At 57.0% G+C, this 23,641-nt stretch carries 21 protein-coding genes and 1 tRNA gene; 15 read left to right on the forward strand and 7 right to left on the reverse strand.

From position 1 onward, the window contains the following. Positions 1–17: 17 nt before the first annotated feature. Positions 18–272 carry a YkgJ family cysteine cluster protein gene (locus CLM71_RS15950; protein WP_105231855.1) on the reverse strand — a complete coding sequence of 85 codons (255 nt, stop codon included), beginning with the start codon at positions 270–272 and terminating at the stop codon, positions 18–20. Between the two features lie 299 nt (positions 273–571). On the opposite strand from CLM71_RS15950, the gene mtr reads away from it, so the two are divergent. Beyond that, positions 572–1,813, forward strand: a complete 1,242-nt coding sequence (gene mtr / locus CLM71_RS15955) for a tryptophan permease (RefSeq protein WP_105231856.1) — start codon at positions 572–574, stop codon at positions 1,811–1,813. A 131-nt stretch (positions 1,814–1,944) separates the two neighbouring features. Further along, positions 1,945–2,517, forward strand: coding sequence for an elongation factor P-like protein YeiP (yeiP, locus tag CLM71_RS15960; protein WP_105231857.1), 573 nt, complete (start codon positions 1,945–1,947; stop codon positions 2,515–2,517). Positions 2,518–2,654: 137 nt separating this feature from the next. Here yeiP and uxuA read toward each other — a convergent pair whose 3' ends face one another. Further along, entirely contained in the window at positions 2,655–3,848 is a 1,194-nt protein-coding gene (gene uxuA, locus CLM71_RS15965) for a mannonate dehydratase (protein ID WP_105231858.1), read from the reverse strand. A 331-nt stretch (positions 3,849–4,179) separates the two neighbouring features. On the opposite strand from uxuA, the gene CLM71_RS15970 reads away from it, so the two are divergent. Next, positions 4,180–5,658 carry a mannitol dehydrogenase family protein gene (locus CLM71_RS15970; RefSeq protein ID WP_105231859.1) on the forward strand — a complete coding sequence of 493 codons (1,479 nt, stop codon included), beginning with the start codon at positions 4,180–4,182 and terminating at the stop codon, positions 5,656–5,658. 45 nt (positions 5,659–5,703) lie between these two features. Here CLM71_RS15970 and CLM71_RS15975 read toward each other — a convergent pair whose 3' ends face one another. After that, the gene (locus tag CLM71_RS15975; RefSeq protein WP_105231860.1) at positions 5,704–6,015 is read right to left on the reverse strand and encodes a type 1 fimbrial protein; all 312 of its coding nucleotides are present in this window, start codon (positions 6,013–6,015) and stop codon (positions 5,704–5,706) included. A gap of 320 nt (positions 6,016–6,335) precedes the next feature. Between CLM71_RS15975 and CLM71_RS15980 the strand changes: the two genes are divergently transcribed. From CLM71_RS15980 to CLM71_RS16005, 6 genes are all read left to right on the forward strand, one after another. Then, positions 6,336–7,310: a GTP-binding protein gene (locus tag CLM71_RS15980; RefSeq protein ID WP_105231861.1), complete on the forward strand. Its 975-nt coding sequence runs from the start codon at positions 6,336–6,338 to the stop codon at positions 7,308–7,310. A 48-nt stretch (positions 7,311–7,358) separates the two neighbouring features. Beyond that, the gene (locus tag CLM71_RS15985; RefSeq protein ID WP_105231862.1) at positions 7,359–8,069 is read left to right on the forward strand and encodes a phosphatase PAP2 family protein; all 711 of its coding nucleotides are present in this window, start codon (positions 7,359–7,361) and stop codon (positions 8,067–8,069) included. Between the two features lie 411 nt (positions 8,070–8,480). Continuing rightward, positions 8,481–9,059: a bifunctional murein DD-endopeptidase/murein LD-carboxypeptidase gene (gene mepS / locus CLM71_RS15990; RefSeq protein ID WP_105231863.1), complete on the forward strand. Its 579-nt coding sequence runs from the start codon at positions 8,481–8,483 to the stop codon at positions 9,057–9,059. Positions 9,060–9,240: 181 nt separating this feature from the next. After that, positions 9,241–9,894 (forward strand): TetR family transcriptional regulator, encoded by a 654-nt coding sequence (locus tag CLM71_RS15995; protein WP_105231864.1) that lies wholly within the window; start codon positions 9,241–9,243, stop codon positions 9,892–9,894. Positions 9,895–9,994: 100 nt separating this feature from the next. Next, positions 9,995–11,587 (forward strand): cyclic di-GMP phosphodiesterase, encoded by a 1,593-nt coding sequence (locus CLM71_RS16000; protein ID WP_105231865.1) that lies wholly within the window; start codon positions 9,995–9,997, stop codon positions 11,585–11,587. Positions 11,588–11,671: 84 nt separating this feature from the next. After that, entirely contained in the window at positions 11,672–13,474 is a 1,803-nt protein-coding gene (locus tag CLM71_RS16005; protein ID WP_105231866.1) for an extracellular solute-binding protein, read from the forward strand. Positions 13,475–13,632: 158 nt separating this feature from the next. Here CLM71_RS16005 and CLM71_RS16010 read toward each other — a convergent pair whose 3' ends face one another. From CLM71_RS16010 to rsuA, 3 genes are all read right to left on the reverse strand, one after another. Next, positions 13,633–13,977, reverse strand: a complete 345-nt coding sequence (locus CLM71_RS16010) for a YejG family protein (protein ID WP_105231867.1) — start codon at positions 13,975–13,977, stop codon at positions 13,633–13,635. Positions 13,978–14,625: 648 nt separating this feature from the next. After that, the gene (locus tag CLM71_RS16015) at positions 14,626–15,837 is read right to left on the reverse strand and encodes a Bcr/CflA family multidrug efflux MFS transporter (RefSeq protein ID WP_105233437.1); all 1,212 of its coding nucleotides are present in this window, start codon (positions 15,835–15,837) and stop codon (positions 14,626–14,628) included. Between the two features lie 33 nt (positions 15,838–15,870). Then, positions 15,871–16,587 (reverse strand): 16S rRNA pseudouridine(516) synthase RsuA, encoded by a 717-nt coding sequence (gene rsuA / locus CLM71_RS16020; RefSeq protein ID WP_105231868.1) that lies wholly within the window; start codon positions 16,585–16,587, stop codon positions 15,871–15,873. A 257-nt stretch (positions 16,588–16,844) separates the two neighbouring features. On the opposite strand from rsuA, the gene CLM71_RS16025 reads away from it, so the two are divergent. Further along, positions 16,845–18,602 carry a DEAD/DEAH box helicase gene (locus CLM71_RS16025; protein WP_105231869.1) on the forward strand — a complete coding sequence of 586 codons (1,758 nt, stop codon included), beginning with the start codon at positions 16,845–16,847 and terminating at the stop codon, positions 18,600–18,602. Positions 18,603–18,765: 163 nt separating this feature from the next. Continuing rightward, positions 18,766–19,050 (forward strand): 50S ribosomal protein L25, encoded by a 285-nt coding sequence (gene rplY / locus CLM71_RS16030; protein ID WP_105231870.1) that lies wholly within the window; start codon positions 18,766–18,768, stop codon positions 19,048–19,050. A gap of 89 nt (positions 19,051–19,139) precedes the next feature. On the opposite strand, the gene yejK is transcribed toward rplY, so the two are convergent. Next, positions 19,140–20,147: a nucleoid-associated protein YejK gene (gene yejK, locus CLM71_RS16035; protein WP_015673075.1), complete on the reverse strand. Its 1,008-nt coding sequence runs from the start codon at positions 20,145–20,147 to the stop codon at positions 19,140–19,142. Between the two features lie 190 nt (positions 20,148–20,337). Here yejK and CLM71_RS16040 point away from each other — a divergent pair, with 190 nt between their 5' ends. The 4 genes from CLM71_RS16040 (at position 20,338) to CLM71_RS16055 (ending at position 23,333) form a co-directional block, all read left to right on the forward strand. Then, positions 20,338–20,565 carry a YejL family protein gene (locus CLM71_RS16040; protein ID WP_105231871.1) on the forward strand — a complete coding sequence of 76 codons (228 nt, stop codon included), beginning with the start codon at positions 20,338–20,340 and terminating at the stop codon, positions 20,563–20,565. Between the two features lie 10 nt (positions 20,566–20,575). Next, positions 20,576–22,354, forward strand: coding sequence for an LPS biosynthesis-modulating metalloenzyme YejM (gene yejM / locus CLM71_RS16045; protein WP_105231872.1), 1,779 nt, complete (start codon positions 20,576–20,578; stop codon positions 22,352–22,354). A gap of 77 nt (positions 22,355–22,431) precedes the next feature. Beyond that, a tRNA-Pro gene (locus CLM71_RS16050) sits at positions 22,432–22,508 on the forward strand. Between the two features lie 183 nt (positions 22,509–22,691). Further along, complete coding sequence (locus CLM71_RS16055; protein WP_199776386.1) at positions 22,692–23,333, forward strand: hypothetical protein; 642 nt, start codon at positions 22,692–22,694, stop codon at positions 23,331–23,333. Positions 23,334–23,641: the final 308 nt, after the last annotated feature.

The following is a 23,641-nucleotide window of genomic DNA, read 5'->3' on the forward strand; positions in this document are numbered from 1 at the left end:
GCCGCACACTGAACATGTTAAGGGGCGGTGTCCGCCTCCAGGCGAGTAAGATAGATCAGCGCCTCATCCCGGCTGTCGGCGCACATCTCGCGGCTGGGCTGCAGACCGGCGCAGACTTTCGGGCGCAATGGCGAGTGGAACAACCCGCAGCGCAGGCGCTCATCCAAATGGATACAAGGAGTATTGGCCGGCTTGCCATCCGGCATGCCCGGTATCGGGCTGGATATGGAAGGCGCGGTACAACAGGCCCCACAATCAATACGGCATTCCATACGCAACTCCCAGTAACGGTAAAGGCGCGACGATACCAGAAGCGCCCCGGCAGCGATACAGCCCCCTGAGTTTTATTGCGCGGATGGCGGCGGCGCGCTGCGTCGGCATCCGGTAACCACTGCGGGCACAATGCGATGTCAGCGCCGCTGACTCGGTTCGGTATGCAAGATAGCGCCAGGTTGCCCGCCAATCATGCACTCTTTATGCGTAATAAGCCCTTTACATGCACCTCACCACCGCGTACCATCACGCTAGTACAAAAGAACCAGCGCGCTAAACGGCCACACCAGGAGCCAGTATGTCTGCGGACAGTATCCAGAAAATTTCCCGCCCCTCAGTACTTGGCGGCGCCATGATCATTGCCGGCACCGCCGTCGGCGCCGGTATGTTCTCCATCCCTATTGTAACTTCCGGCGTATGGTTCAGCGGTTCGGTCGCGCTGCTGATTTATACCTGGGCCTGTATGCTGATTTCCGGCCTGATGATCCTGGAAGCCACGCTGCACTACCCGGCCGGCGCCAGCTTCCATACCGTGGTCAAAGATCTGCTCGGCAACGTCTGGAGCGGTATCAACGGCCTGTCGATCGCCTTCGTGCTGTATATTCTGACCTACGCCTATATTTCCGCCGGCGGCTCGATTATCGCCCATACGCTGGGGAACAGCGTCGGCGCGGGCCAGACCGGCGCCGGCCTGGTGTTTGCCGTGCTGGTGGCGTTTATCGTCTGGCTGTCGACACGCGCCGTCGACCGGCTCAGCACCATTCTTATCGGCGGCATGGTGATTACCTTCGCGCTGTCGGTCGGCAATATGTTCACTCAGGTGCAGCCGGCGGTGCTGTTCGATCTGCATAACAGCGACGCCAGCTACATGCCGTATGCGCTGGCCGCGCTGCCCTATCTGCTGACATCGTTCGGCTATCACGGCAACGTGCCGGGGCTGGTGAAGTATTACCATAAAGACAGCCGCGCGGTGGTACGCAGCCTGGTGTACGGCACGCTGCTGGCGCTGGCGATTTACATCCTGTGGCAATATGTGATTCAGGGCAATATCGCGCGCGACGCCTTTAAACAGGTGATCGCCGAAGGCGGCAATATCGGCAGCCTGCTGAAGCAGATGGGCAACAGCAGCAGCCAGACCGTCAGCCAGCTGCTGAACGTGTTCTCCTATATGGCGCTGGCCAGTTCATTCCTCGGCGTATCGCTCGGCCTGTTTGACTATATTGCCGACTTTTTCAAATTCAGCGACGACGGCTGCGGACGAGCCAAAAGCGCGCTGGTGACCTTCGCGCCGCCAACGCTGGCGGCCCTGCTGTTCCCGAACGGTTTCCTGTACGCCATCGGCTTTGCCGGCCTGGCGGCGACGGTGTGGGCGGTGATCGTGCCGGCGCTGATGGCGCGCGCCAGCCGCCGCCGCTTCGCGCAGTCAGACTATCGTGCGCCCGGCGGCCGCGGCATGATTGCCTTTATTATTCTGTTCGGCCTGATTAACGCCGTCGCACACTGTCTGGCGCTGCTGGGCATGCTGCCTGAATTTAAATAACCCTGCCGGCGGGACGGCGCGCCGCCCCGCCTTTTCGCCGTTTTATTTTAGCGCGCGATACTTGCCTGCAAGCCGCGGCGCGAGTAACTTGTCGCAACTTCCCAAGACTCCTCACAAACAGGTTTATTTTTATGGCAAGAGCTAACGAAATTAAACGCGGCATGGCGATCAACCACAACGGTAAATTGCTGCTGGTGAAAGATATCGACGTACAAAGCCCGAGCGCACGCGGTGCCAGCACGCTGTACAAAATGCGCTTCTCCGACGTGCGCACCGGGCTGAAAGTAGAAGAACGCTTCAAAGGCGACGATATCCTCGACACCATCTCGCTGTCGCGCCGTAAGGTGACCTTCTCTTACATCGACGGTGAAGAGTACGTGTTTATGGACGAAGAAGATTACACGCCATATATCTTCAAAAAAGAGCAGATAGAAGACGAACTGCTGTTTATTCCGGAAGGCGGCCTGCCGGGGATGCAGGTACTGACGCTGGACGGCCAGGTGCTGGCGTTGGAACTGCCGCAGACCGTGGATATGGAAATCGTCGACACCGCGCCGGGCATCAAGGGCGCTTCCGCCAGCGCGCGCAACAAACCGGCGACCATGGCTACCGGCCTGGTGATCCACGTGCCGGAGTATCTGAGCAACGGTGACAAGATCAGAATTCATATCGCCGAGCGGCGCTACATGAGCCGTGCCGACTAAAAACCCTGCGTCTTTCAAGCCGCAGCGTCGTTGGCTACGTCCGCTCACCCCAGTCACTTACTGATGTAAGCTCCCGGGGATTCACGGACTTGCCGCCTGGCTGCGACTTGAAATCCATTGGGTTTTCCCCCGACCTTTTACGGCAAGAGGTCCGGGAAAAAGCATCGTTTGAGCGCCAACTCCACGCCGCGGATTTCCGCCAGCCCTTTCAGGCGACCAATGGCCGAATAGCCGGGGTTGGTTTTCTTACGCAAATCATCCAGCATCTGATGGCCGTGGTCCGGACGCATCGGAATCGGCCGGCGGTCGCCGGCGCGCAGCCGCCGCTGCTCTTCGCTCAGGATCGCCTCAATCACCGCCACCATATCGACATCCCCCTGCAGGTGCGCGCCCTCGTGGAAGGTTTTCGGGTTCTCTTCGCGGCAGGTAGCGCGCAGGTGGGTGAAGTGAATGCGATCGCCGAAGGTTTCAATCATCTTGACCAGATCGTTATCGGCGCGCACGCCGTAAGAGCCGGTACACATGGTGAAGCCGTTATGGAGGCTGTCGACGCACGCTTTTAGCCACTGCATATCCTCAATGGTGGAGACGATGCGCGGCAGGCCGAGGATCGGACGCGGCGGATCGTCCGGGTGCACCGCCAGACGAATGCCCACCTCTTCCGCCACCGGCACGATCGCCTGCAGGAAGACGGCCATATTCTGCCGCAGCTGCGCCTTATCAATACCGTCATACTCGGCCAGACGCGCGCGGAACTGCTCAAGCGTGTAGCCCTCCTCCGCCCCCGGCAAACCGGCGATAATATTACCGGTCAGTTTGGCGATGTCCGCCTCGCTCATCGCGGCGAAATACGCCTGCGCCTGCGTCTGTTCCTCGGCGCTGTAATCCTGTTCCGCGCCGGCGCGCTGCAGAATATGCAGATCGAAGGCGGCGAAAGCGATCTGATCGAAACGCAGCGCCTTGGAGCCGTCCGGCAATTGATACGCCAGATCGGTGCGCGTCCAGTCAAGGATCGGCATAAAGTTGTAGCACACGGTATCGATACCGCAGGCCGCCAGATTACGCAGCGACTGCTGATAGTTGGCAATGTAGCGTGCAGCATCGCCGCGCTGGGTTTTAATATCCTCATGCACCGGGATACTTTCCACCACCGACCAGACCAGCCCCTTCTCCGCCAGCAGCGCCTGACGCGCCTTGATCTCGTCGACCGGCCACACCTCCCCGTTGGCAATATGGTGCAACGCCGTCACCACGCCGCTGGCGCCTGCCTGACGCACATCATCCAGAGAAACCGGGTCATTCGGCCCGTACCAACGCCACGTTTGTTCCATACCGTATCCTTATTGCGCTTGCCGATCGCCGGTAGTGAGGCTGATCGCATATTTTAGAGAATGTTGTTATACCAACTTGCGATAGATGTCATTCATCTTTAACTTACTCTTTCGTAGCCGGCTGTCAAAATGCAAACTTCGTTTGATTGATCCATCTCACGCTTCCCAGTTTATTTGCCATGACAGCGGCGTAATGACTAACGTTGCAGCGGCGGCTATGGCACTCTGGATGCAATGCCGTCCGCACGCAGCCTCACCGATAACGCACGGCCAACTGGTCTGATAGCTTTAGCGCTGCCGGCCAGCCTTTTACTTTGCTACGGAGCTTTGCATGAACACGATCGCCAACCAGCCGCTTCCCGCCGATGTCCAACAGCCGACCTACGACCGCAGCGCCCTGCGCAGCCGCATCGTGCATATCGGCTTCGGCGCATTTCACCGCGCTCATCAGGCATTACTGACCGACCGGGTGCTTAACCGTCAGGGCGGCGACTGGGGGCTGTGTGAAATCAGCCAGTTCAGCGGCGACAAGCTGTTTGAAACGCTGCGCCGGCAGGATCACCGTTATACGGTGCTGGAAAAAGGCGCTGCCGGTAATCAGGCGATCGTCATCGGCGCGGTGCATGAAAGCGTCCACCGTAAACTGGAAGGCGTGGAGGCGGTGCTGGAAAAACTCGCCGAACCGCAGGTGGCGATCGTGTCCATGACCATCACCGAAAAAGGCTACTGCATCGAACCCGGCAGCGGACGACTGGATCTGCAGCATCAGGCGATTCGCGACGATCTGGCCAACCCCGGCCAGCCGAGCAGCGTGCCGGGACTGCTGGTTGAAGCCCTGCGCCTGCGCCGTCAGCGCGGCCTGCCGCCATTTACCGTATTGTCCTGCGATAATATTCCGGAAAACGGCCCCGTCGTGCGCCATGCGGTGATCGATCTGGCGCAGGCGCGCGATGCCGACCTGGCGGAATGGATCGCGGAGCAGGTCACCTTCCCCAGCACCATGGTCGATCGCATCGTGCCGGCGGCCACGCCGGAAACGCTGGATGAAATTGCAACCGCGCTGGGCGGCGTCAACGACGAGTGCGCCATCGCCTGCGAGCCGTTTATTCAGTGGGTGGTGGAAGACAATTTCGTCGCCGGCCGCCCCGAGTGGGAGGTCGCCGGCGCACAACTGGTGGACGATGTGCTGCCGTTCGAACAGATGAAGCTGCGTATGCTGAACGGCAGCCACTCCTTCCTCGCCTACCTCGGCTATCTTGGCGGGTATCAACATATCAATGACTGTATGACCGACGCCAGCTACCGTCAGGCCGCCCGCCGGCTGATGCTGGCGGAACAGGCGCCGACGCTCAGCGTCAGCGGTATCGATCTCGCCGCCTATGCCGACCAGCTGATCGAACGTTACAGCAACCCGGCGCTGCAGCACCGCACCTGGCAGATCGCCATGGACGGCTCGCAAAAACTGCCACAGCGTATGCTGGATTCCGTGCGCTGGCACCTGGCGCACGGCGGCGATTATACCGGCCTGGCGCTGGGCGTTGCAGGCTGGATGCGCTATGTCGGCGGCATTGACGACGCCGGGCAACCGATAGACATTCGCGACCCGATGCTGAGCACCCTGCAGCAGGTGGTCGGCAGCACGCCGGACGACGAACGCCGGGTACAGGCGCTGCTGGCGTTAAACGCCATTTTCGGCGAGGCCTTGCCGGAGAGCCAGGCATTTGTCGAAGCGGTGACGCAGGCCTATCTGTCGCTGCGCGATCGCGGCGCGCGCCAGACGGTGCAAGCGTGGGTCAGTAAAGGGGAATAAGAACAATCGGCCATGCCGGGCGACTGCTCCCGGCATGGCCGGACGTTAACGATAGTCCACCGTCATCATGGCGAGTTGCTGCTGCTGGTCCACCCAGCGAATTTCTGTAGTGCCTAAATTCCGCGGCAGTTCTTTGCGTGTAGTATCGAAGTTTGGCAGGGTGTGCTGCAGGCTTTGATAGTCGCGCCCGTTACGATAACATTCCGTCCGCGCCGCCGTTGCCGTAATATTCAGCTCGCAAGGGCTTTCCACCACTGCACCAATAAAATGGACGGTGCCGCCGAGCGCACCGACATCGCCGGCCGCCATCCATAAACACAATGCGCCTACGGCAGTGACAAACCTATGGGTATTCATGGCCACCTCATATTTTTATTAAGCCAATTTAAACATAGGAGATATCCTTGGGAATAATCTCAAGAACAGACGTGAACTTTGTCGACTGCTTGCTCAATTAACAGAAGAAAAACAAGCTAATAACAACAAAAAACACACTGAATGTAATGATTTTCCTTAGGAAATTTCTTGTATCGCAAGATGGATTTTGAAACCAGAAAGGCGCATTTTTATCTGCAATATTTGTGATTCAGCACACGTGCCCGGGATGGCCGCCGATAATCCCATCAATAATGTTCAATAATTGTACTGTTAAATAAATTAACATCAGGAATCTATTTATGACGAAAACCAACCTGATCACCGGCTTTCTCGGCAGCGGCAAAACCACCACCATTCGTCATCTGTTGGCGAATAAGCCGGAAAATGAACGCTGGGCGGTATTGGTCAATGAGTTTGGAGAAATCGGAATTGACGGTGCGCTGCTGGCCGATTCCGGCGCCGTGCTGAAAGAGATCCCCGGTGGCTGTATGTGCTGTGTCAACGGGCTGCCGATGCAGGTCGGGCTGAACATGTTGCTGCAGCAGGCTAAACCCGATCGGCTGCTGATTGAACCCACCGGGCTCGGCCACCCGAAGCAGATCCTGTCGTTGCTGACGCAGGAAACCTACGGCGGCTGGATCGATCTGCGCGCCACGGTTTGTCTGCTGGACGCACGCCAGCTACGGGAAACGCGCTACCGCGATAATGAAAACTTCCGCGATCAGCTGGCAGCCGCCGACCTGATTATGGCGAACAAACGCGACGTCTGGCAGGACGCCGATCGCGACGCGCTGCAAAGCTGGCAGGAAAATGCCGCCGCCGGCCGGCCGGTATACCAGATTGAGCGCGGGCAGATGGACGTCGCGCTGCTCGACCTGCCGCGCACCAACCACGCGGAATTACCCGATGGACAACATCACCATGCGCACGCCGCGACGCAGGGGCTGGCCGCATTGCGTCTGCCGTCCAACGCGCGCTGGCGCCGGGCGCTGAACCAGGGGCAAGGCTACACCGCCTGCGGCTGGATTTTTGACGGCGATACCGAGTTTGACACCATCGGCATGATGGAGTGGATCCGACTGGCGCCGGTTGACCGCGCCAAAGGCGTAGTGCGCATCGCTGAAGGCACGCTGGTGATCAACCGTCAGGGGCAGGATCTGAGTATTGAAACCCGCCCCGCGCCGCCGCTGGATAGCCGCATTGAGTTGATTCACAGCGAGGATGCCGACTGGAATGCGCTGCAATCGGCTTTGTTTAAGATTCGTTTAGGCTGACGGCTTTACCGTTATTATCGTTTTCTGACTATCGACACAGGTTATTTCATGACGCGCCGTAATCTTCCCCGTATTCTGCTCCTTAATATCCTGGGCATCGCCTTATTTTTGTCCTGGTATTTACCTGCCAACCACGGGCTGTGGTTTAAAATGGATTCGGCCATTTTCTTCTTCTTTAACCAGCACCTGGCCAGCGACCCAACGTTTTTGCACCTGGTCGCCATTACCAATAACCGCGCCTTTGACGGCATTTCACTGATCGCCATGGGGCTGCTGTATCTCCATTTTTATCTGAAACAGGACGCCAGCGGCCGCCGTCGTTTGCTGGTGACCGGCGTGGTGATGCTGCTGACTGCGGTGGTGCTGAACCAGTTAGGGCACCTGCTGCCGGTAAAACACCCCAGTCCGACTCTGACCTTTGACAATATCAATCGCGTCAGCGAGCTGACCGGCATCCCGACCAAAGATGCCTCCAGCGACAGTTTTCCCGGCGACCACGGCATGATGCTGATTATTTTCGCCTGCTTTATGCTGCGTTACTTTAGCGTCTGGGCCTTTATGGTCGCCCTGGCGATCGTTGTGGTATTTTCGCTGCCGCGGGTGATGATCGGCGCGCACTGGTTCACCGATATTGCGGTCGGTTCGCTGTCCGTGGTGCTGGTCGGCGCCAGCTGGTGGCTGATGACGCCGGCCAGCGACGCCCTGATTGACGGGTTAAATCGCCTGTTGCCCGGCAAACACCGCCCGGGCCGGTCATAAGTCAACGTTATCTTCCCCCGCAACGCATCCGCTGCGGGGGAAATCTCCGTCAAATTATCCGCATCTTTGCCCCCGCCTCCGGCCTTATTTCGCCCCGTCGTTACTCGTCAAAATCGCCTGAGCAGGTTTGGTTTTTTTTATCTGAAGTTTTACATTATGTTACATCGCGAACTCACACAAAAAAGTCAGAGAAAAAGGCTCGCAATCCCCTATATCTTCCGGTAATCTCTTTAACGTTTGCGCCCGTTTTATCACTTTTCGGTATTAAAACCGTGAAAAGTGTGCGTTACAGCACATTTTTTTGCCGTTTTCCGATGGCTGATAAACCGGGATGCGGCTCAGCCTCGTTCAGTTTGGCATTTTTCAGGTAGCGACATTCGTCGTTAAGGACTTCAAGGGAATTCGAGAACAATGGTCAAATCTCAACCTTTTCTGAGATACATGTTGCGGTTGGTACCCGCAATGGCGGCAGCGGTCCTGCTCTCCGCATGTAGTTCGACTCACACGGCCAATCCGGATAGCGCGCAAACTGAGATGCGTGCAGTTAATGACAAAGACGGTCTTTTACTGCAAGCCTCTCAGGATGAATTCGAGGCCATGGTGCGTAATGTTGACATCAAGTCAAAAATTCTGGACCAGTATGCCGACTGGAAAGGCGTTCGCTACCGTCTGGGCGGCGAAAGCAAACGCGGCATCGACTGCTCTGCCTTTGTGCAACGCACCTTCCGCGAGCAGTTCGGCATGGATCTGCCGCGCTCAACCTATCAGCAGGAAGATATGGGCAAGAGAGTGCAGCGTAGCAAGCTGCGTCCGGGCGACCTGGTACTGTTCCGTTCCGGTTCCACCGGTCGCCATGTCGGCATCTATCTGGGTAACGATCAGTTCGTTCATGCGTCGACCAGCAATGGCGTGATGATTTCCAAACTGTCCAACGTTTACTGGAACAAGCGCTACCACGAAGCGCGGCGGGTGTTGACCAACAACAGCTGACCTGAAAGAAGTCCTGAATACCAAACTGAACGCTGTAACGCCGCCCTCCGGGCGGCGTTTTTATTCCTGCCGCCGCGGTGAAATTTGCACTTTTGTCCGCCGGATTTTACAGTGGCGGCTGACCTCCCGCGCACGACGCCAGCAATAGCCCGCCGCGACGGCATACTTTACGGAGCCTATTTTGAGCACACCTCGCGAAACATCCGCAAAAAACACCCGCAAAAATGACCCCGAAGGGCTGAAGCAACGTATTTTCGCCAGTGCGCTGGCGGAGTTCTCCGAGGCAGGCCTGAAGGGCGCGCGCCTGGAGCGCATTGCCGAGCAGGCTGACACCACCAAACGCATGGTGGTTTATCACTTCAAGAATAAAGAGTCGCTGTATATCGCCGTGCTGGAATACGCCTATGCGCATATCCGCCAGGATGAGATGGCGCTCAATCTGGCGACGCTGCCGCCGCAGGCCGCCATGCAGCGCCTGATTGAGGCCAACTTCGACTATCACATCGCCCATCCGGCATTTATCCGCCTGGTCAGCCTGGAAAACATGCAGCGCGGTCAGTACGCCCGCCAGTCGGAAAAGTTGAAATTACTCAATATCAGCGCGCTGCAGACGCTGGAGGATATTTTACAGCGGGGTAAACGGTCGGGATTATTCTCCGAAAAAATGAACGCGCGCGATGTGCACCGTATTATCAGCGCCCTGTGTTTTCACCACGCCGCCAACCAATATACGTTCGATACCTTATTTGAAGGCAACCGCACGGCGGAAGAAAAATTGGCCCACTACCGACAAATGACGGTGGAAGTGGTGATGCGTTATTTACAGTGCGAATAAATAAACCGCACGGCGCCCCACTCCTTTGTGCTCAAAGCGGCGCGAATAAGATATAGTAAAAGCAGAACAAATTATTACGCCGTGCTCAGGGGGCTGGCTCATGGGTTTAAAAAAGGCATTTACCCGCCATCTATCACATCGTCGGCGTAGTCTGGTTAAAAGTTGTATGGTGGCTCTGGTCTTTTTTATCCTTTTCAGCTCGGTAACGCTGTCCCTGATCTATCACCAGCGCGCGCAATTTCATCACGAACTGGCACAGCGCACGCAACGGTTCACCATTAATTATTTAAATACCCTGACCGGCGTGATGCGCAATATACTGCCGCTGACCCAGGAAAGTTGTCGGTCGGCGCAGCCGAATATCGGCTATCGCGCCGCTTTTACCCCCGATGTTCGCACTTTTCTGCTGATCAAAAACGGCGTCGCTTATTGTTCATCCGCCACCGGCGATATGAGGCTCGGCCTGAAAGCCATTTCACCGGAAATTAACTGGCATCAGCCGCTGGATATGAAATTGCAGTCAGGCACGCCAATGATCCCGTACCGGCCGGCGGTGATGATCTGGCTGCGTAAACCCGGCAGCAGCGCCGACGGCGTCCTCGCCACGCTGGATATCGATATGCTGCCCTACTTACTCAGTGCCCCCGGCTCCAAAAGATCCGGCGTGGCCGTGATTATGGGCACCCGCGCCTTAACCACCTTCTCTACCGATCTGATCCCGCTGAACCGTTTGCCAGATTATCAGTCCGACCGATTATCCATCCCCGGCTATCCGCTGGCGCTGCTGTTCTATAATCAGAAGCTCACCAGCAACGATATCCGCCTGACGTTGCTTGCCGGGTTGATCCTGTCCCTGTTGATCGGCGTGCTGTGCTATTACGCCATGCTGCTGCGGCAAAGCCCGGAACGCGCGCTGATACGCGGCATAAAGCGCAATGAATTCTTCATTGAATATCAGCCGGTATTCCATACCGCCAGCAACGCCGTTTCCGGTCTGGAGGCGCTACTGCGCTGGCAACACCCGACAGAGGGCCGCATCCCGCCGGATCTGTTTATTCCCTATGCCGAAAGCGAAAACCTGATCGTGCCGCTGACGCGCCACCTGTTCAAACTGATTGCCGACGATGCCGCCAGGCTGGCCCAGGCGCTGCCGCCGGGCGCCAAACTGGGGATGAATATCGCGCCTTCGCATCTGCGCGCTCCGAGCTTCCATCAGGATGTGCTGGAGCTATTAACCCAGTTGCCGCAGCACGACCTTACGCTGGTATTCGAAATCACCGAGCGCGATATGGTGGAGGAAGACTGCGCACAGCAAGAGTTTGACTGGCTACACCGCCAGGGGATCGAAATCGCGATTGATGATTTCGGCACCGGCCACAGCGCGCTAATCTATCTGCAACGCTTTAGCATGGACTACCTGAAAATCGACCGCGGATTCGTCAATACCATCGGCCGGGAGACCGTCACCGCACCGGTGTTGGATGCGGTGTTGGCGCTGGCGGATAAACTGAAGATGCGTACGGTGGCCGAAGGGGTGGAAACCACCGAACAGGTTCGTTTCCTGCAGCAGCGCGGAGTGAGTTTCATGCAGGGATACTACTTTAGCAAGCCGTTGAAAATAGATGATTTTGTTGATTTTTGTCAAACGAACTCGGTCTATAATAGCCTGACCGGCGAAACCACCGGTCCCTGAGTTTTTTACGCCCAGCGCCTCAGCCGCCGGTAAGACGCGGATACGCCGGGTACCCAATGGATACAGCAGGAGCCTACCGTAAAAATGTCCATGCGCGTTTTTGCTGCTCTGGTGCTTTCAGCCCTGAGTTTAGGTGTACACGCCGAACAGCTTAATGAGAGCTACGCTTTCGCGCTGCTCGGCGATCCCAAATACTCAAACGATTTCAGCCACTACGACTACGTCAATCCGGCGGCGCCCAAGGGCGGCGATATCCGGTTGGCGGCCATCGGCGGCTATGACAGCTTCAACCGCTACGCCAGCCGCGGCGTGCCGGGTCAACGCACCGGCGAGCTGTACGATCCGCTGTTCGCCACCTCGGATGACGAACCGGGGAGCTACTACCCGCTGATTGCCGAATCGGCGCGTTATCCGCAGGATATGCGCTGGATGGAGCTGAATATCAACGCCCTTGCCCGTTTTCAGGACGGCAGCCCGATTACCGCCGCCGACGTGGCGTTCAGCTTCAATAAGTTTATGACTGAAGGCGTGCCGCAGTTCCGGGCTTATTACCGGGGCATTACCGTCAAAGCGATCTCCCGCCTGACGGTGCGCATTGAACAGTCCAGACCGGATCGCGTGCAGATGCTCAGCCTGCTCGGCCTGAAAGTGCTGCCGCAGAGCTTCTGGCAAAACCATAAGCTCAGCGAACCGCTCAGCACGCCGCCGCTCGGCAGCGGGCCGTATAAAATCAGCGGCTATCGGCTCGGCCAATCTATCACCTATCAGCGCGTGCGTAATTACTGGGCCGCAGGTCTGCCGGTCAACCGTGGCCGTTTCAATTTCGATACTATCCGCTACGAGTACTACCCGGACGAGCAGGCGGCGCTGGAGGCCTTTAAGGCCGGTGCCTATGATTTCCGCAGTGAAAGTTCGCCCAAAAGCTGGGCCAGCCAGTATCAGGGCGACAATTTCACCCGCGGCTATATCGTCAAACGCGACGACGTCAGTCAGGCAGCGCAAAACGCACGCTGGCTGGCGTTCAATATTCAGCGGCCGCCCTTTAACGACCGTCGGGTGCGTGAAGCCATTACGCTGGCCTTCGACTTCGACTGGATGAATAAAACCCTCTACAACAATGCCTACCAACGCGCCGACAGCTATTTTCAGAACACGCCTTATGCGGCCAAAGGCTACCCGAACGCCGAAGAACTGGCGCTGCTGGCGCCGCTGAAGGGCAAAGTGCCGCCGGAAGTGTTTACCGGTATTTATCAGCCGCCGCGCTCGGACGGCAGCGGCAACGATCGGCAAAACCTGCTTAAAGCGGCCCAGCTGTTGAAAGAGGCCGGCTGGGAACCCGGCGACCAGCGGCTGGTTAATGCCCAAGGTCAACCGCTGACCTTTGAACTGCTGCTGCCAGACAACAGCACATTCCAGTATGTACAGCCGTTCCAGCGCAACCTGCAGCGGCTGGGCATCAGTATGAAGCTGCGCAACGTCAGTGCAACCCAGTACGCCCAGCGCCTGCGCAAGCGCGATTACGATATGGTTGCGGTAGTCTATCCGGCCATGCCGTATCCCAACGCCGATTTACCGTTTTATTGGAGCAGCGGCAGGCTTGATGCCGGCCATAACGCCTCCGGCGTCAGCGATCCGGCGGTCGATACACTGATCGCGCAGATCGTTAAAAACCAAAATAACGCGAAAGCGCTGCTGCCGCTCGGTCGCGCGCTGGATCGGGTGCTGACCTGGAACCATTATATGCTGCCGATGTGGTACTCCAGCCACGTTCGCTACGCCTTCTGGGATAAGTTTTCCTCCCCGGCGATCCGCCCTGCCAACGCTATCGGTCTTGATGACTGGTGGTTCGACGTAAATAAAGCCGCGCGTTTACCGGCGCAGCGGTAAGGCCCGGGCCAACGCTGACTTGGGGCGTCCTGACGGGCGTTCCTGCACATGGCAGGCGCGTTAAACGCATGCCGGTGCAAAACAGGTGCGGTGCAGGGGAACGGAATCAGTCTGCCGCAGCCAGTATGCGGCAACGGCTGTGGAGAAAGTCAGCGGGGTCAGAAAGGATATTGCGCGCTCATCGGTTCGGCGATCGCCGCACCGACATTTTTCAGGCGACAGATGGTGGCGCTCTCGTCCCGGCTGTGAACGAACAGACAAGGCTCCCCTTCCCATTCCACCACGGCGCAGTCGACCTGAATTTCCTGCAGGGAAAGTTTAAGCTGTTGCATCACGCGCCAGGCTTCATTGCCATCGTGACTGAGCAGTTTCAGGCCAATCAGGTTGTTATCTTCGTCGATACCGTTCAACGGCAGCGGCTCAACCTTAACGCCGGTGAACCCCGATAGCCAACGGTAACTTTGCGGCAAGCGATGCACTACCGAAAGTTGGATACTGTCCACATGAAATCCCTAGTTTGAAAAGTTGAAACATTTTTTTTACATCACCGGGTAACTAAGTTATAGCCGCTCAATACTGACTCTGCTGCGAATTGCCCGCTTTCATCAGCATATTGTGTCACAAACTATTAACAGAAACCGGCACTTGCTGATTTGTCGCTGTTTTTACCCTTGACGGGCGTGCCTCTTGGCTTATTTTGCGACTCAGCTCGCATTTTTGCGTTATATGTAACCCTTTCCGCTCACAATCTCAACTCTTTTTTATTGCATTGCGATTACCTTTACATCGCCATAATTTTACATGCATTAAACATTTTTTCATCTCCGCGCCACGCCGACTCCTAGCTAACCTTTTGATTAACAAACCAACAAAAAACAAACTGCCTCTTCGCCACCGCCGTATTCCCAGCGATTTATCACGTCAGAATCGTGGCCGGATAGACAGCCAGTTTTAACAACAGGTCGCGCCGCGCCACCCGCCCAACAAGTTAGCAAGCTTATATTTAGCAACAAATTAAACGTTGCTTGCTGAGGGAGATCATGATGATGCGTAAAAATGGCGCCGGCAGGACGATAAGCCGAAGCGGCATATTGGTGGGGTGCGTGGTGCAGCGGCAATAGCGGGAACCGGGATGGCGGTTCCCGCTTATTTTATCCGCGAGAGGAGGATGCCGCGCCAGCGCGAGGCCGGCTGGCATAGAGATACAGCAACATGGCGATGATGCTGCACAGCGCCATTGACGACACCATCGGCCAGGCGCTTTTACCCGGCAGCAGTGATAACAGCGCGCCGACCAGCGCACCGATGCTAAAGCGCAGCGTACCGGCCAGCGAAGAAGCGGTGCCTGCCATGTGCGGAAAATCGTCAAGAATCACCGCCATCGCATTGGAAGAGATCATCGCGATACAGCCCAGATAGACCGCCACACCAATCACCAGCGCCCAGAACCCCAGGCCGGCCGCGCTGACTATCAGCAGCCACAGCCCCATGGTCAGTTGTACGCTCAGCCCCAGCCGGAACATCTTCACCGCGCCGACGCGCCGCACATTACGGCTGTTCACCAAGGTGGTCAGGAACAGAAACACGATATTCAGCGCAAAGTAGTAGCCAAAATGCTGCGGTGATACGTGGTTCAGCTCGATATACACAAACGGGCCGGCGCTGAGGAACGAAAACATGCCGGCAAAGGAGAACGCGCTGGCCAGCATATAGCTCAGCACCCGCCGATGGCGGAACAGCGACGCAAAATTCCCCAGCGTGGTGCGCAGGTGAAACTTTTGCCGCCGCTCTCTGGGCAAGGTTTCTTTGATAAAGAGCGCCACCAGCAGCGAGCCAATCAGCGCCGCGGCGCCCATGGTCCAGAAAATCGCGTGCCAGTTGAACCACAGCAGCAGCGCCCCGCCGATCATCGGCGCCAGCAGCGGCGCGATGGTCATCACCAGGATCACGAAGGACATCATGCGCGAGAATTCATCCTTGGTGAACATATCGCGCATCAGGGCGTTGATCACCACGCTGGCCGCCGCCGCCGACAGCCCGTGCAAAAAGCGCAGGTTAATCAGCTGCTCCACCGACTGCGCCATCGCGCAGGCGCAGCCGGCCAGGGCAAAAATCAGCGTTCCCCACAGAATCACCGGCTTACGCCCGATGCTGTCCGACATCGGCCCGTAGAACAGCTGGCCGACGGCAAAGCCGAGCATATAGGCGCTGAGCGTCATCTGCACGCTGCCGGATGCAACGCCGAACTCCTGGGCGATCACCGGCATGCTGGGCAAATACATATCGATGGCCAGCGGCATCAACATGGAAAGCAGACCCAGAATAAAAATCAAACCGAGATGAGATGTCCGGTTATGTTGCACCTTCAACGACTCCTTAGTCAGCCGCGCTTATCATTAGTTTTGCTGCAAGTGTGGCGCGCCCACGCTGGCAATCTCTTCTTCCGTCAGCGGGCGGTATTCGCCCGGTTCCAGATCCTCATCCAGCGTAATCGCGCCGATCCGCTCGCGATGCAGCTCCACCACCCGGTTGCCCACGGCGGCAAACATGCGTTTGACCTGATGATAGCGCCCTTCGCTGATGGTCAGCCGCACCAGACATTCTTCCAGCTGTTCCAGCTGCGCCGGGCGGGTCAGATCTTTTTCATTATGCAGTTGCACCCCTTCTGCGAAGCGCTGCGCGGTGTCCGCCGCCAGCGGCTGCTCCAGCGTCACCAGATAGGTTTTCTCGCAATGGTGACGCGGCGAGGTGATGCGGTGCGACCACTGGCCGTCATCGGTCATCAGCACCAGTCCGGTGGTATCAATATCCAATCGTCCTGCGGCATGCAGTTTGTAGGCGACCGGCTCGTCGAGGAAATACAGCACCGTCGGATGGTCCGGATCGTCGGTGGAACACACGTAGCCCTGCGGTTTGTTAAGCATGAAATAGCGCGGGCCGTTCATTTGCTCCAGCACGTTGCCGTCAAACGTCACCGTCATCTCCGGGGTCAGCTTCAGCGCCCCGCTTTTTACTACTTCGCCGTCAACCGTGACGCGTTTCGCACGGAGTTCACGCGCCACCAGCGCACGGCTGATACCTAACTGCTGAGATAAAAACTTGTCCAGTCGCATTGAGTCTGCTTTGCCTGTCGTTGTCAGATCGCTTCGATCGTATTGCTAAAAAATATGACGTCCCGCCCTTGCACCAGGTGCAATAGCCGGTTCGAAGAGGGTGAATCAGTAACATCGCGTGGGGAAACAGCGATTGCTGTCCGCTGATTATAGCCACGGAAAGGTTGCCGTAACAGGGCAATTTTGTTGCAGGTCGCAACCCATGCCGGCAAACGGTACTATAAGCGCAATTTTTTTGCGGCCAGAGACGTTACAACATGGCATTTACCCTACGCCCCTATCAGTTGGAAGCGGTCAACGCCACCATCAGCCACTTCCGCCAACGCCCGGAGCCGGCGCTGATTGTCCTGCCTACCGGCGCCGGCAAAAGCCTGGTGATCGCCGAGCTGGCGAAGCGGGCGCGCGGCCGGGTGCTGGTACTGGCGCACGTCAAAGAGCTGGTGGCGCAGAACCACGCCAAATACTGCGCTTACGGGCTGGAGGCGGATATCTTCGCCGCCGGGCTGCAGCAAAAGCAGAGCGACGGCAAGGTGGTGTTCGGCAGCGTACAGTCCGTCGCACGCAACCTGCCGCTGTTTGACGGTGCGTTTTCCCTGCTGATTATCGACGAGTGTCACCGCATCAGCGACAACGACGACAGCCAGTATCAACAGATCATCACGCATCTGCAGCAGCGTAACCCGCAGCTGCGCCTGTTGGGGCTGACCGCAACGCCCTACCGGCTGGGCAAAGGCTGGATTTATCAATACCACTACCACGGCTTTACCCGCGGCGATGGCAGCAGCCTGTTCCGTGACTGTATTTACGAGCTGCCGCTGCGCTACATGATCAAGAACGGCTATCTGGTGCCGCCGGAGCGGCTCGATATGCCGATTGTGCAGTATGACTTCAGCCGGCTGCAGGCCAACAGCAGCGGTTTGTTCAGCGAGGCGGACCTGAACCGCGAGCTGAAGCGTCAGGATCGTATTACGCCGCACATTATCAGCCAGATCGTGGAATATGCCGAAACGCGCAAAGGGGTGATGATTTTTGCCTCCACCGTTGAACACGCGCGTGAAATCCACGGCCTGCTGCCGCCGGGCGAAGCAGCGCTGGTCAGTGCGGAAACGCCGCCGGCGGAGCGCGACGCGCTGATCGAGGCGTTCAAACAGCAGCAGCTGCGCTATCTGGTTAACGTCGCGGTGCTGACCACCGGCTTTGACGCGCCGCACGTGGATTTGATCGCCATTTTGCGCCCGACCGAATCCGTCAGCCTGTACCAGCAGATCGTCGGCCGCGGCCTGCGGCTGGCACCGGGCAAGGAAGATTGTCTGATCCTCGATTACGCCGGCAACCCGCACGATCTGTTTACCCCGGAGGTGGGCGTACGCAAGCCGCACGGCGACAGCCAGCCGGTGCAGGTCTTTTGCCCCGGCTGCGGCTTCGCCAACCTGTTCTGGGGCAAATGCACCGAAAGCGGCGAGATTATCGAACACTACGGCCGCCGCTGTCAGGGCTGGCTGGAGGATGATGACGGCAACCGCGAGCAGTGCGACTACCGCTTCCGCTTTAAAAGCTGCCCGCACTGCGGCGCGGAAAATGATATCGCCGCCCGCCGCTGCCATCAGTGCCAGGAGGTACTGGTGGATCCTGACGATATGCTCAAGGCCGCGCTCAAGCTGAAAGACGCGCTGGTGCTGCGCTGCGGCGGCATGGAGCTAAGCAGCGGCCGCGATGATAAGGGCGAATGGCTGAAAGCCATCTACTACGATGAGGACGGCGCCAGCGCCAGCGAACGCTTCAGGCTGCAGACGCCGGCGCAGCGCAAAGCCTTTGAGATGCTGTTTCTGCGGCCGCACCAGCGGGCGCCCGGCGTGCCGTTCAACTGGCAGCAGGCGGCCGACGTGCTTAATCAGCAGGCGCTGCTGCGCCACCCCGACTTTGTGGTGGCGCGCAAACGCGGCCAGTTCTGGCAAATCCGGGAAAAAGTGTTTGATTATCAAGGCCGCTTCCGCCGCGCCGACGCCCTGTACTGATGCGCGCCCTGCCCGCCGCCGCGGGCAGGTTTTCGTTGCCCTGGCGGCGGCTTTCCGTTAAAATGCCGCCCGCTTTACCTGGGTCCGCCCGGGTGGGTCGAATTATCGAACCTGTTACTGGGTCGCCTGTAGCAGGGTACATTTTCTTTTAAGAGAAAAAATAATGTTCACTATCAATGCAGAAGTACGTAAAGAGCAGGGTAAGGGTGCGAGCCGCCGCCTGCGCGCAGCCAGCAAATTCCCAGCTATCATTTACGGTGGCGAAGAGGCTGCAATCGCTATCGAACTGGACCATGATTCTGTAAAGAACATGGAAGCTAAGCCAGAATTCTACGATGAAGCTATCGTGCTGGTTATCGACGGCAAAGAAACTAAAGTGAAAGTTCAGGCAGTGCAACGTCACCCGTTCAAGCCTAAACTGGCTCACATCGACTTCGTTCGCGCTTAATCGCACAACGTTATCGAGCTTTAGTATTTCGGGACGCCGAAGTAAAAAACGCCGCAATCGCGGCGTTTTTTATTGTCTGTTATCCGGCCTTATTTCCCGCCGTTCAGACGACGCTGCAGCTGGTCACGCAGGTTCGGCGGCGTGCCGCGAATGGTCAGCGTATCGGTCGCCGCATCCCAGAAGATGCGCTCGCCCATCAGCATGGCGTCAAAGTTGATACTGATGCCGCCGCCGCTGCCGGCAAATTTGGTCAGCTGGCGCAGCGTACCGCGATCGGCCGGGAAGCTCTCTTCCAGCTCATAACCCTGCTCGCTGGAAAACTGCAGGAAATCTTTTTCTCCCACCGGCGCGATTTCCGCCGACAGCGCCTGCAGCTCAATCTCCTCACCCGCCTGCAGCTGTTCGTTACAGTAGCTGTACACCTGCTGACGCACGTTCTGACGCTCATTTTTATCCAGTTGTCCCTCGGCGCAGTAATCGTCCACCGCCTGCAGCAGACCGCGGTTTTGCGCTTTGGTATCCAGCCCTTCGGACGCCGCCAGGAAATCCATAAAGAAATCGGAGACCTTACGCCCCACCCGCCCTTTCAGGAAGGTCAGGTAACGTGTGGATTCCGGGTTGGTTTCCCATTCGGTCAGATCGACGCGCGCCACGATATCGGCATGGTTAATGTCCAGATAATGCGTGGTGCTGATATCCAGCTCTTCATTAACGCGCATGCTGTTGCAGCTGTTCAACACCGCAATCAGCAGATATTCCACCGCCAGATAACGGTACTGACCAAACAGCACCACGCTGCTTTCCGCAAACGGATATTTGGCCAGCTCATCGCGCAGCCGACCGGTCGCCGCACGGCTGAAGGCGAGGAAATCTTCGTCGCCCTTGCGGCAGGTGCGCAGCGCCTGCGCCAGTTCGCTCTCTTCATTGAACAGGCCATAAGCTTTGCTCTTGGCGCTGTATACGCGGTGCAGCTCCGCCATCATCTCTTCAACCGCCGCGTTGGCCGGCAGCAGGGAATCGCGCAGCACCACATCCAGCGTTTGTTCATCGCGCTTTACCAACTGGTGCAGAGCGATCTGGTCAATATCCAGACTCATGATAAATCCTCCCGTTCTTTGAGCGCGTATTCAAACACTGAAGGCCCGGTGCTGCAACTCGAAAGATGGCGTTCGGCAACGCATTGCCGCAGCGTCAGGCAGAAAGATAAACTGAATTGATAAAAGAGCGGAAAATCACGGCTCTATACGGTAAGATATGGGACTTTGTCAGGTTTTGAGCTCAATTTTTATGCCACAATCATCGCGTTATAGTGACGAACACGTTGAACAACTGCTCGCTGAGCTGGTCAATGTTCTGGAAAAACACCATACTCCCACCGATCTGTCTTTGATGGTGTTGGGTAACATGGTAACCAACTTGATTAACACCAGCGTCTCTCCCGCACAGCGGCAAACGCTGGCAAAATCGTTTGCTGAGGCCCTGCAGGCTTCAATTCATGAAGATAAAGCGCATTAATACTTAATTTATGGTGACAAACCGTCAGCGTTATCGTGAAAAAGTCTCCCAGATGATCAGCTGGGGGCACTGGTTCGCCTTGTTCAATATTCTGCTCAGCATTGGGTTGGGCAGCCGCTACCTGTTTGTCACCGACTGGCCGGCCTCGCTGCTCGGCCGCGTCTATGCCATGGTCAGCGTGTTGGGACACTTCAGCTTTATCGTGTTCGCCAGCTATCTGCTGATCATCTTCCCGCTCACCTTCGTGGTGATGTCGCAGCGACTATTGCGCTTTATCTCCGCCACGCTGGCGACCGCCGGGCTGACGCTGCTGCTGGTCGACAGCGAGGTCTTCACCCGCTTCCACCTGCACCTCAACCCCGTGGTGTGGGAACTGGTGGTCAACCCGGACCAGAGCGAACTGGCGCGCGACTGGCAGCTGATGTTTATCTGCGTGCCGGTCATTTTCCTGATCGAGATGCTGTTCGGCACCTGGAGCTGGCAGAAGCTGCGCAGCCTGAACCGACGCAGCTTCGGCAAACCGTTGGCGGCACTGTTTATCGTCTCCTTTTTTGCCTCGCACCTGATTTATATCTGGGCGGACGCCAATTTCTATCGCCCTATTACCATGCAGCGCGCCAACCTGCCGCTGTCATACCCGATGACCGCGCGCAAGTTCCTGGAGAAGCATGGTCTGCTCGACCCGCAAGAGTTTGAGCGACGGCTGGTGCAGCAGGGCGATCCGGAAGCGGCAACGGTCGAGTATCCGCTTAACGATCTGAGCTACCGTGATAACGGCAGCGGCTACAACCTGCTGATGATTGTGGTGAACGGTATCCGCAATCAGGATGTGGCGCAGGATATGCCGGCCCTCACCCGCTTCGCGCAGGAAAATGTACGCTTCACCGATCATTACAGTTCAGGCAACCGCGCTGACACCGGCCTGATGGGGCTGTTCTACGGCATTTCTCCGACCTATCTGGACGGCATTCTGGCCTCGCGCAAGCCTTCGGCGTTGATTAACGCGCTCGGCGCGCAGGGCTATCAGTTCGGCCTGTTCTCCTCAGACGGCTTTAATGCGCCGCTGTATCGTCAGGCGTTGCTGACCGACTTCTCGCTGCCTGCCCCGCAGGCGCAAAGCGATGCCGCCACCACGCAGCAGTGGCAGCATTGGCTGACCGCTCAGGGCGGCGCTATGCCATGGTTCTCGTACCTCAACTTCCGCGGCGGCGACGCGCAGGACGCGACTCCGACAGCGCCTGACGACTTTATGCAACGCTACCGCAGCGGCGCGCAGGATGTCGATGCGCAAATCGCCCAGGTGCTGAACACGCTGAAAGCCCGCGGCATGCTGGAGAAAACCGTGGTGGTCATCACCGCCGAGCATGGCGTAGAGTTCAACGACAGCGGTAAGGATCAATGGGGCGCGGGCAGCAGCTTCAGCCCGCTGCAACTGCAGGTGCCATTGGTGATCCACTGGCCGGGTACGCCGGCGCAGACCATCAATAAGATGACCAGCCACAACGACGTGATGCGCACCTTGATGCAACGCCTGCTGCACGTAAAAACCGCTGCCAACGACTATTCCCAGGGCGAGGATCTGTTTACCGCCCAGCGCCGCCATAATTGGGTGACGACCGGCGACAGCAAGCAGTTGGTGATTACCACGCCGGAACAGACCATCGTGCTGGATAATAACGGCAGCTACCGTTCATACGATAAGAACGACCGTGAGATAAAAGATGAAAAACCGCAGCTGGCCCTGCTGCTGCAGGTTCTGACCGATGTAAAACGCTTTATCGCCAACTAAGTTGCTTAAAACTATAGCAATCGGGCGTCAGCGATCTTGCATTGCCATCGGGAAGAGGTAGACTGATTGCATCGCGTCGGCATGTAGCGCAGCCTGGTAGCGCACCGTCATGGGGTGTCGGGGGTCGGAGGTTCGAATCCTCTCATGCCGACCAAACATTCCTTTAAAAACCAACCTTTATGGTTGGTTTTTTATTTTACAAAATCTTAACATGGTAAAATGGCCGACAAAATTACCGATTTGAGCGCTCATTTCTACCATCCAATCAACGCCTGTTTATTGAACGGCCTTCACTTATTGGCTATGTTATGCGCAAGCCAACTTACAAGGAAAAGTGATGGATGCAAAAATGACTGCTCAGGCCATTGCCTCGGGCTTGATATCTATACCAATGGACATTTACCTTGGCATTGAGAGAACCCTTCAAGATCTCGCCCTGGCGGACGGAAGGACTGCTGTTCAACGAAGGAATATGAACGATGACCTCCGTGTTATGCGTGCCGTTGGGAAATTGTTCCGCGATAGAAATACAATAAAAAAAGTTGCTGAAATCATCATTAATGATGTGCTTGACCACCTGCCCCAACCTGTTCTGCAGAAAATCCACGATGCCTTAGTCGGTGGTGCCATAACCTTCACATCACGTAGCGCGCTACAAATCGCCATATCGACCTACTTGGGTTCCAAAATTTTAGCGGGAATGGCGGTACCCATAATGACCAAGCTGGCCGTTCGTGGGACAACAGGCATTGCCCTTGGCGGCATTGTCACCCAAGGGCTTATCTCACGGGCATGTTCCGCATCACGCCGCCTGCAGCATGAAAACCCTTCGTTATGGCGGAAGTTATCTGTTCACGACTTCGATATGCTGTATTTCCTTTTTGAAGATCCTCTGAAACCTTATATCGCGCTGGGACGCGAACTGCGCACCAACCCCATGAATGCGGAGAAAATTATCAGTGCTATCGAAAACCTTTAGAATCATCAGGAAAATCATTGCTGAGATCTCGGGAGCGCTAGTGTTATCAGTCGCCGTTCTGGGGATGTTCATGACAGGATTTCTCAGTGAGGGAATTATGCGTGTCGTGTGGCCAGCCGTGATTTTTATCACAGCTCTTGGCCTGTACGGATTAACCTGGTTTATCTCTGACAAAAGAGACAGGAAGTAATCATCTGCCTATCTTTTGACGGTACGCGATACCCGGCTATAGGCCGGGTTTTTATGCCACCCCGCGCCAAAAACAATCATTCAAACCGATCGTTTTTTGATAATTAATCCGCCAGATC

This window comes from Serratia sp. MYb239 (assembly GCF_002966855.1).
In the GTDB taxonomy this organism is placed as follows: domain Bacteria; phylum Pseudomonadota; class Gammaproteobacteria; order Enterobacterales; family Enterobacteriaceae; genus Serratia_B; species Serratia_B rhizosphaerae.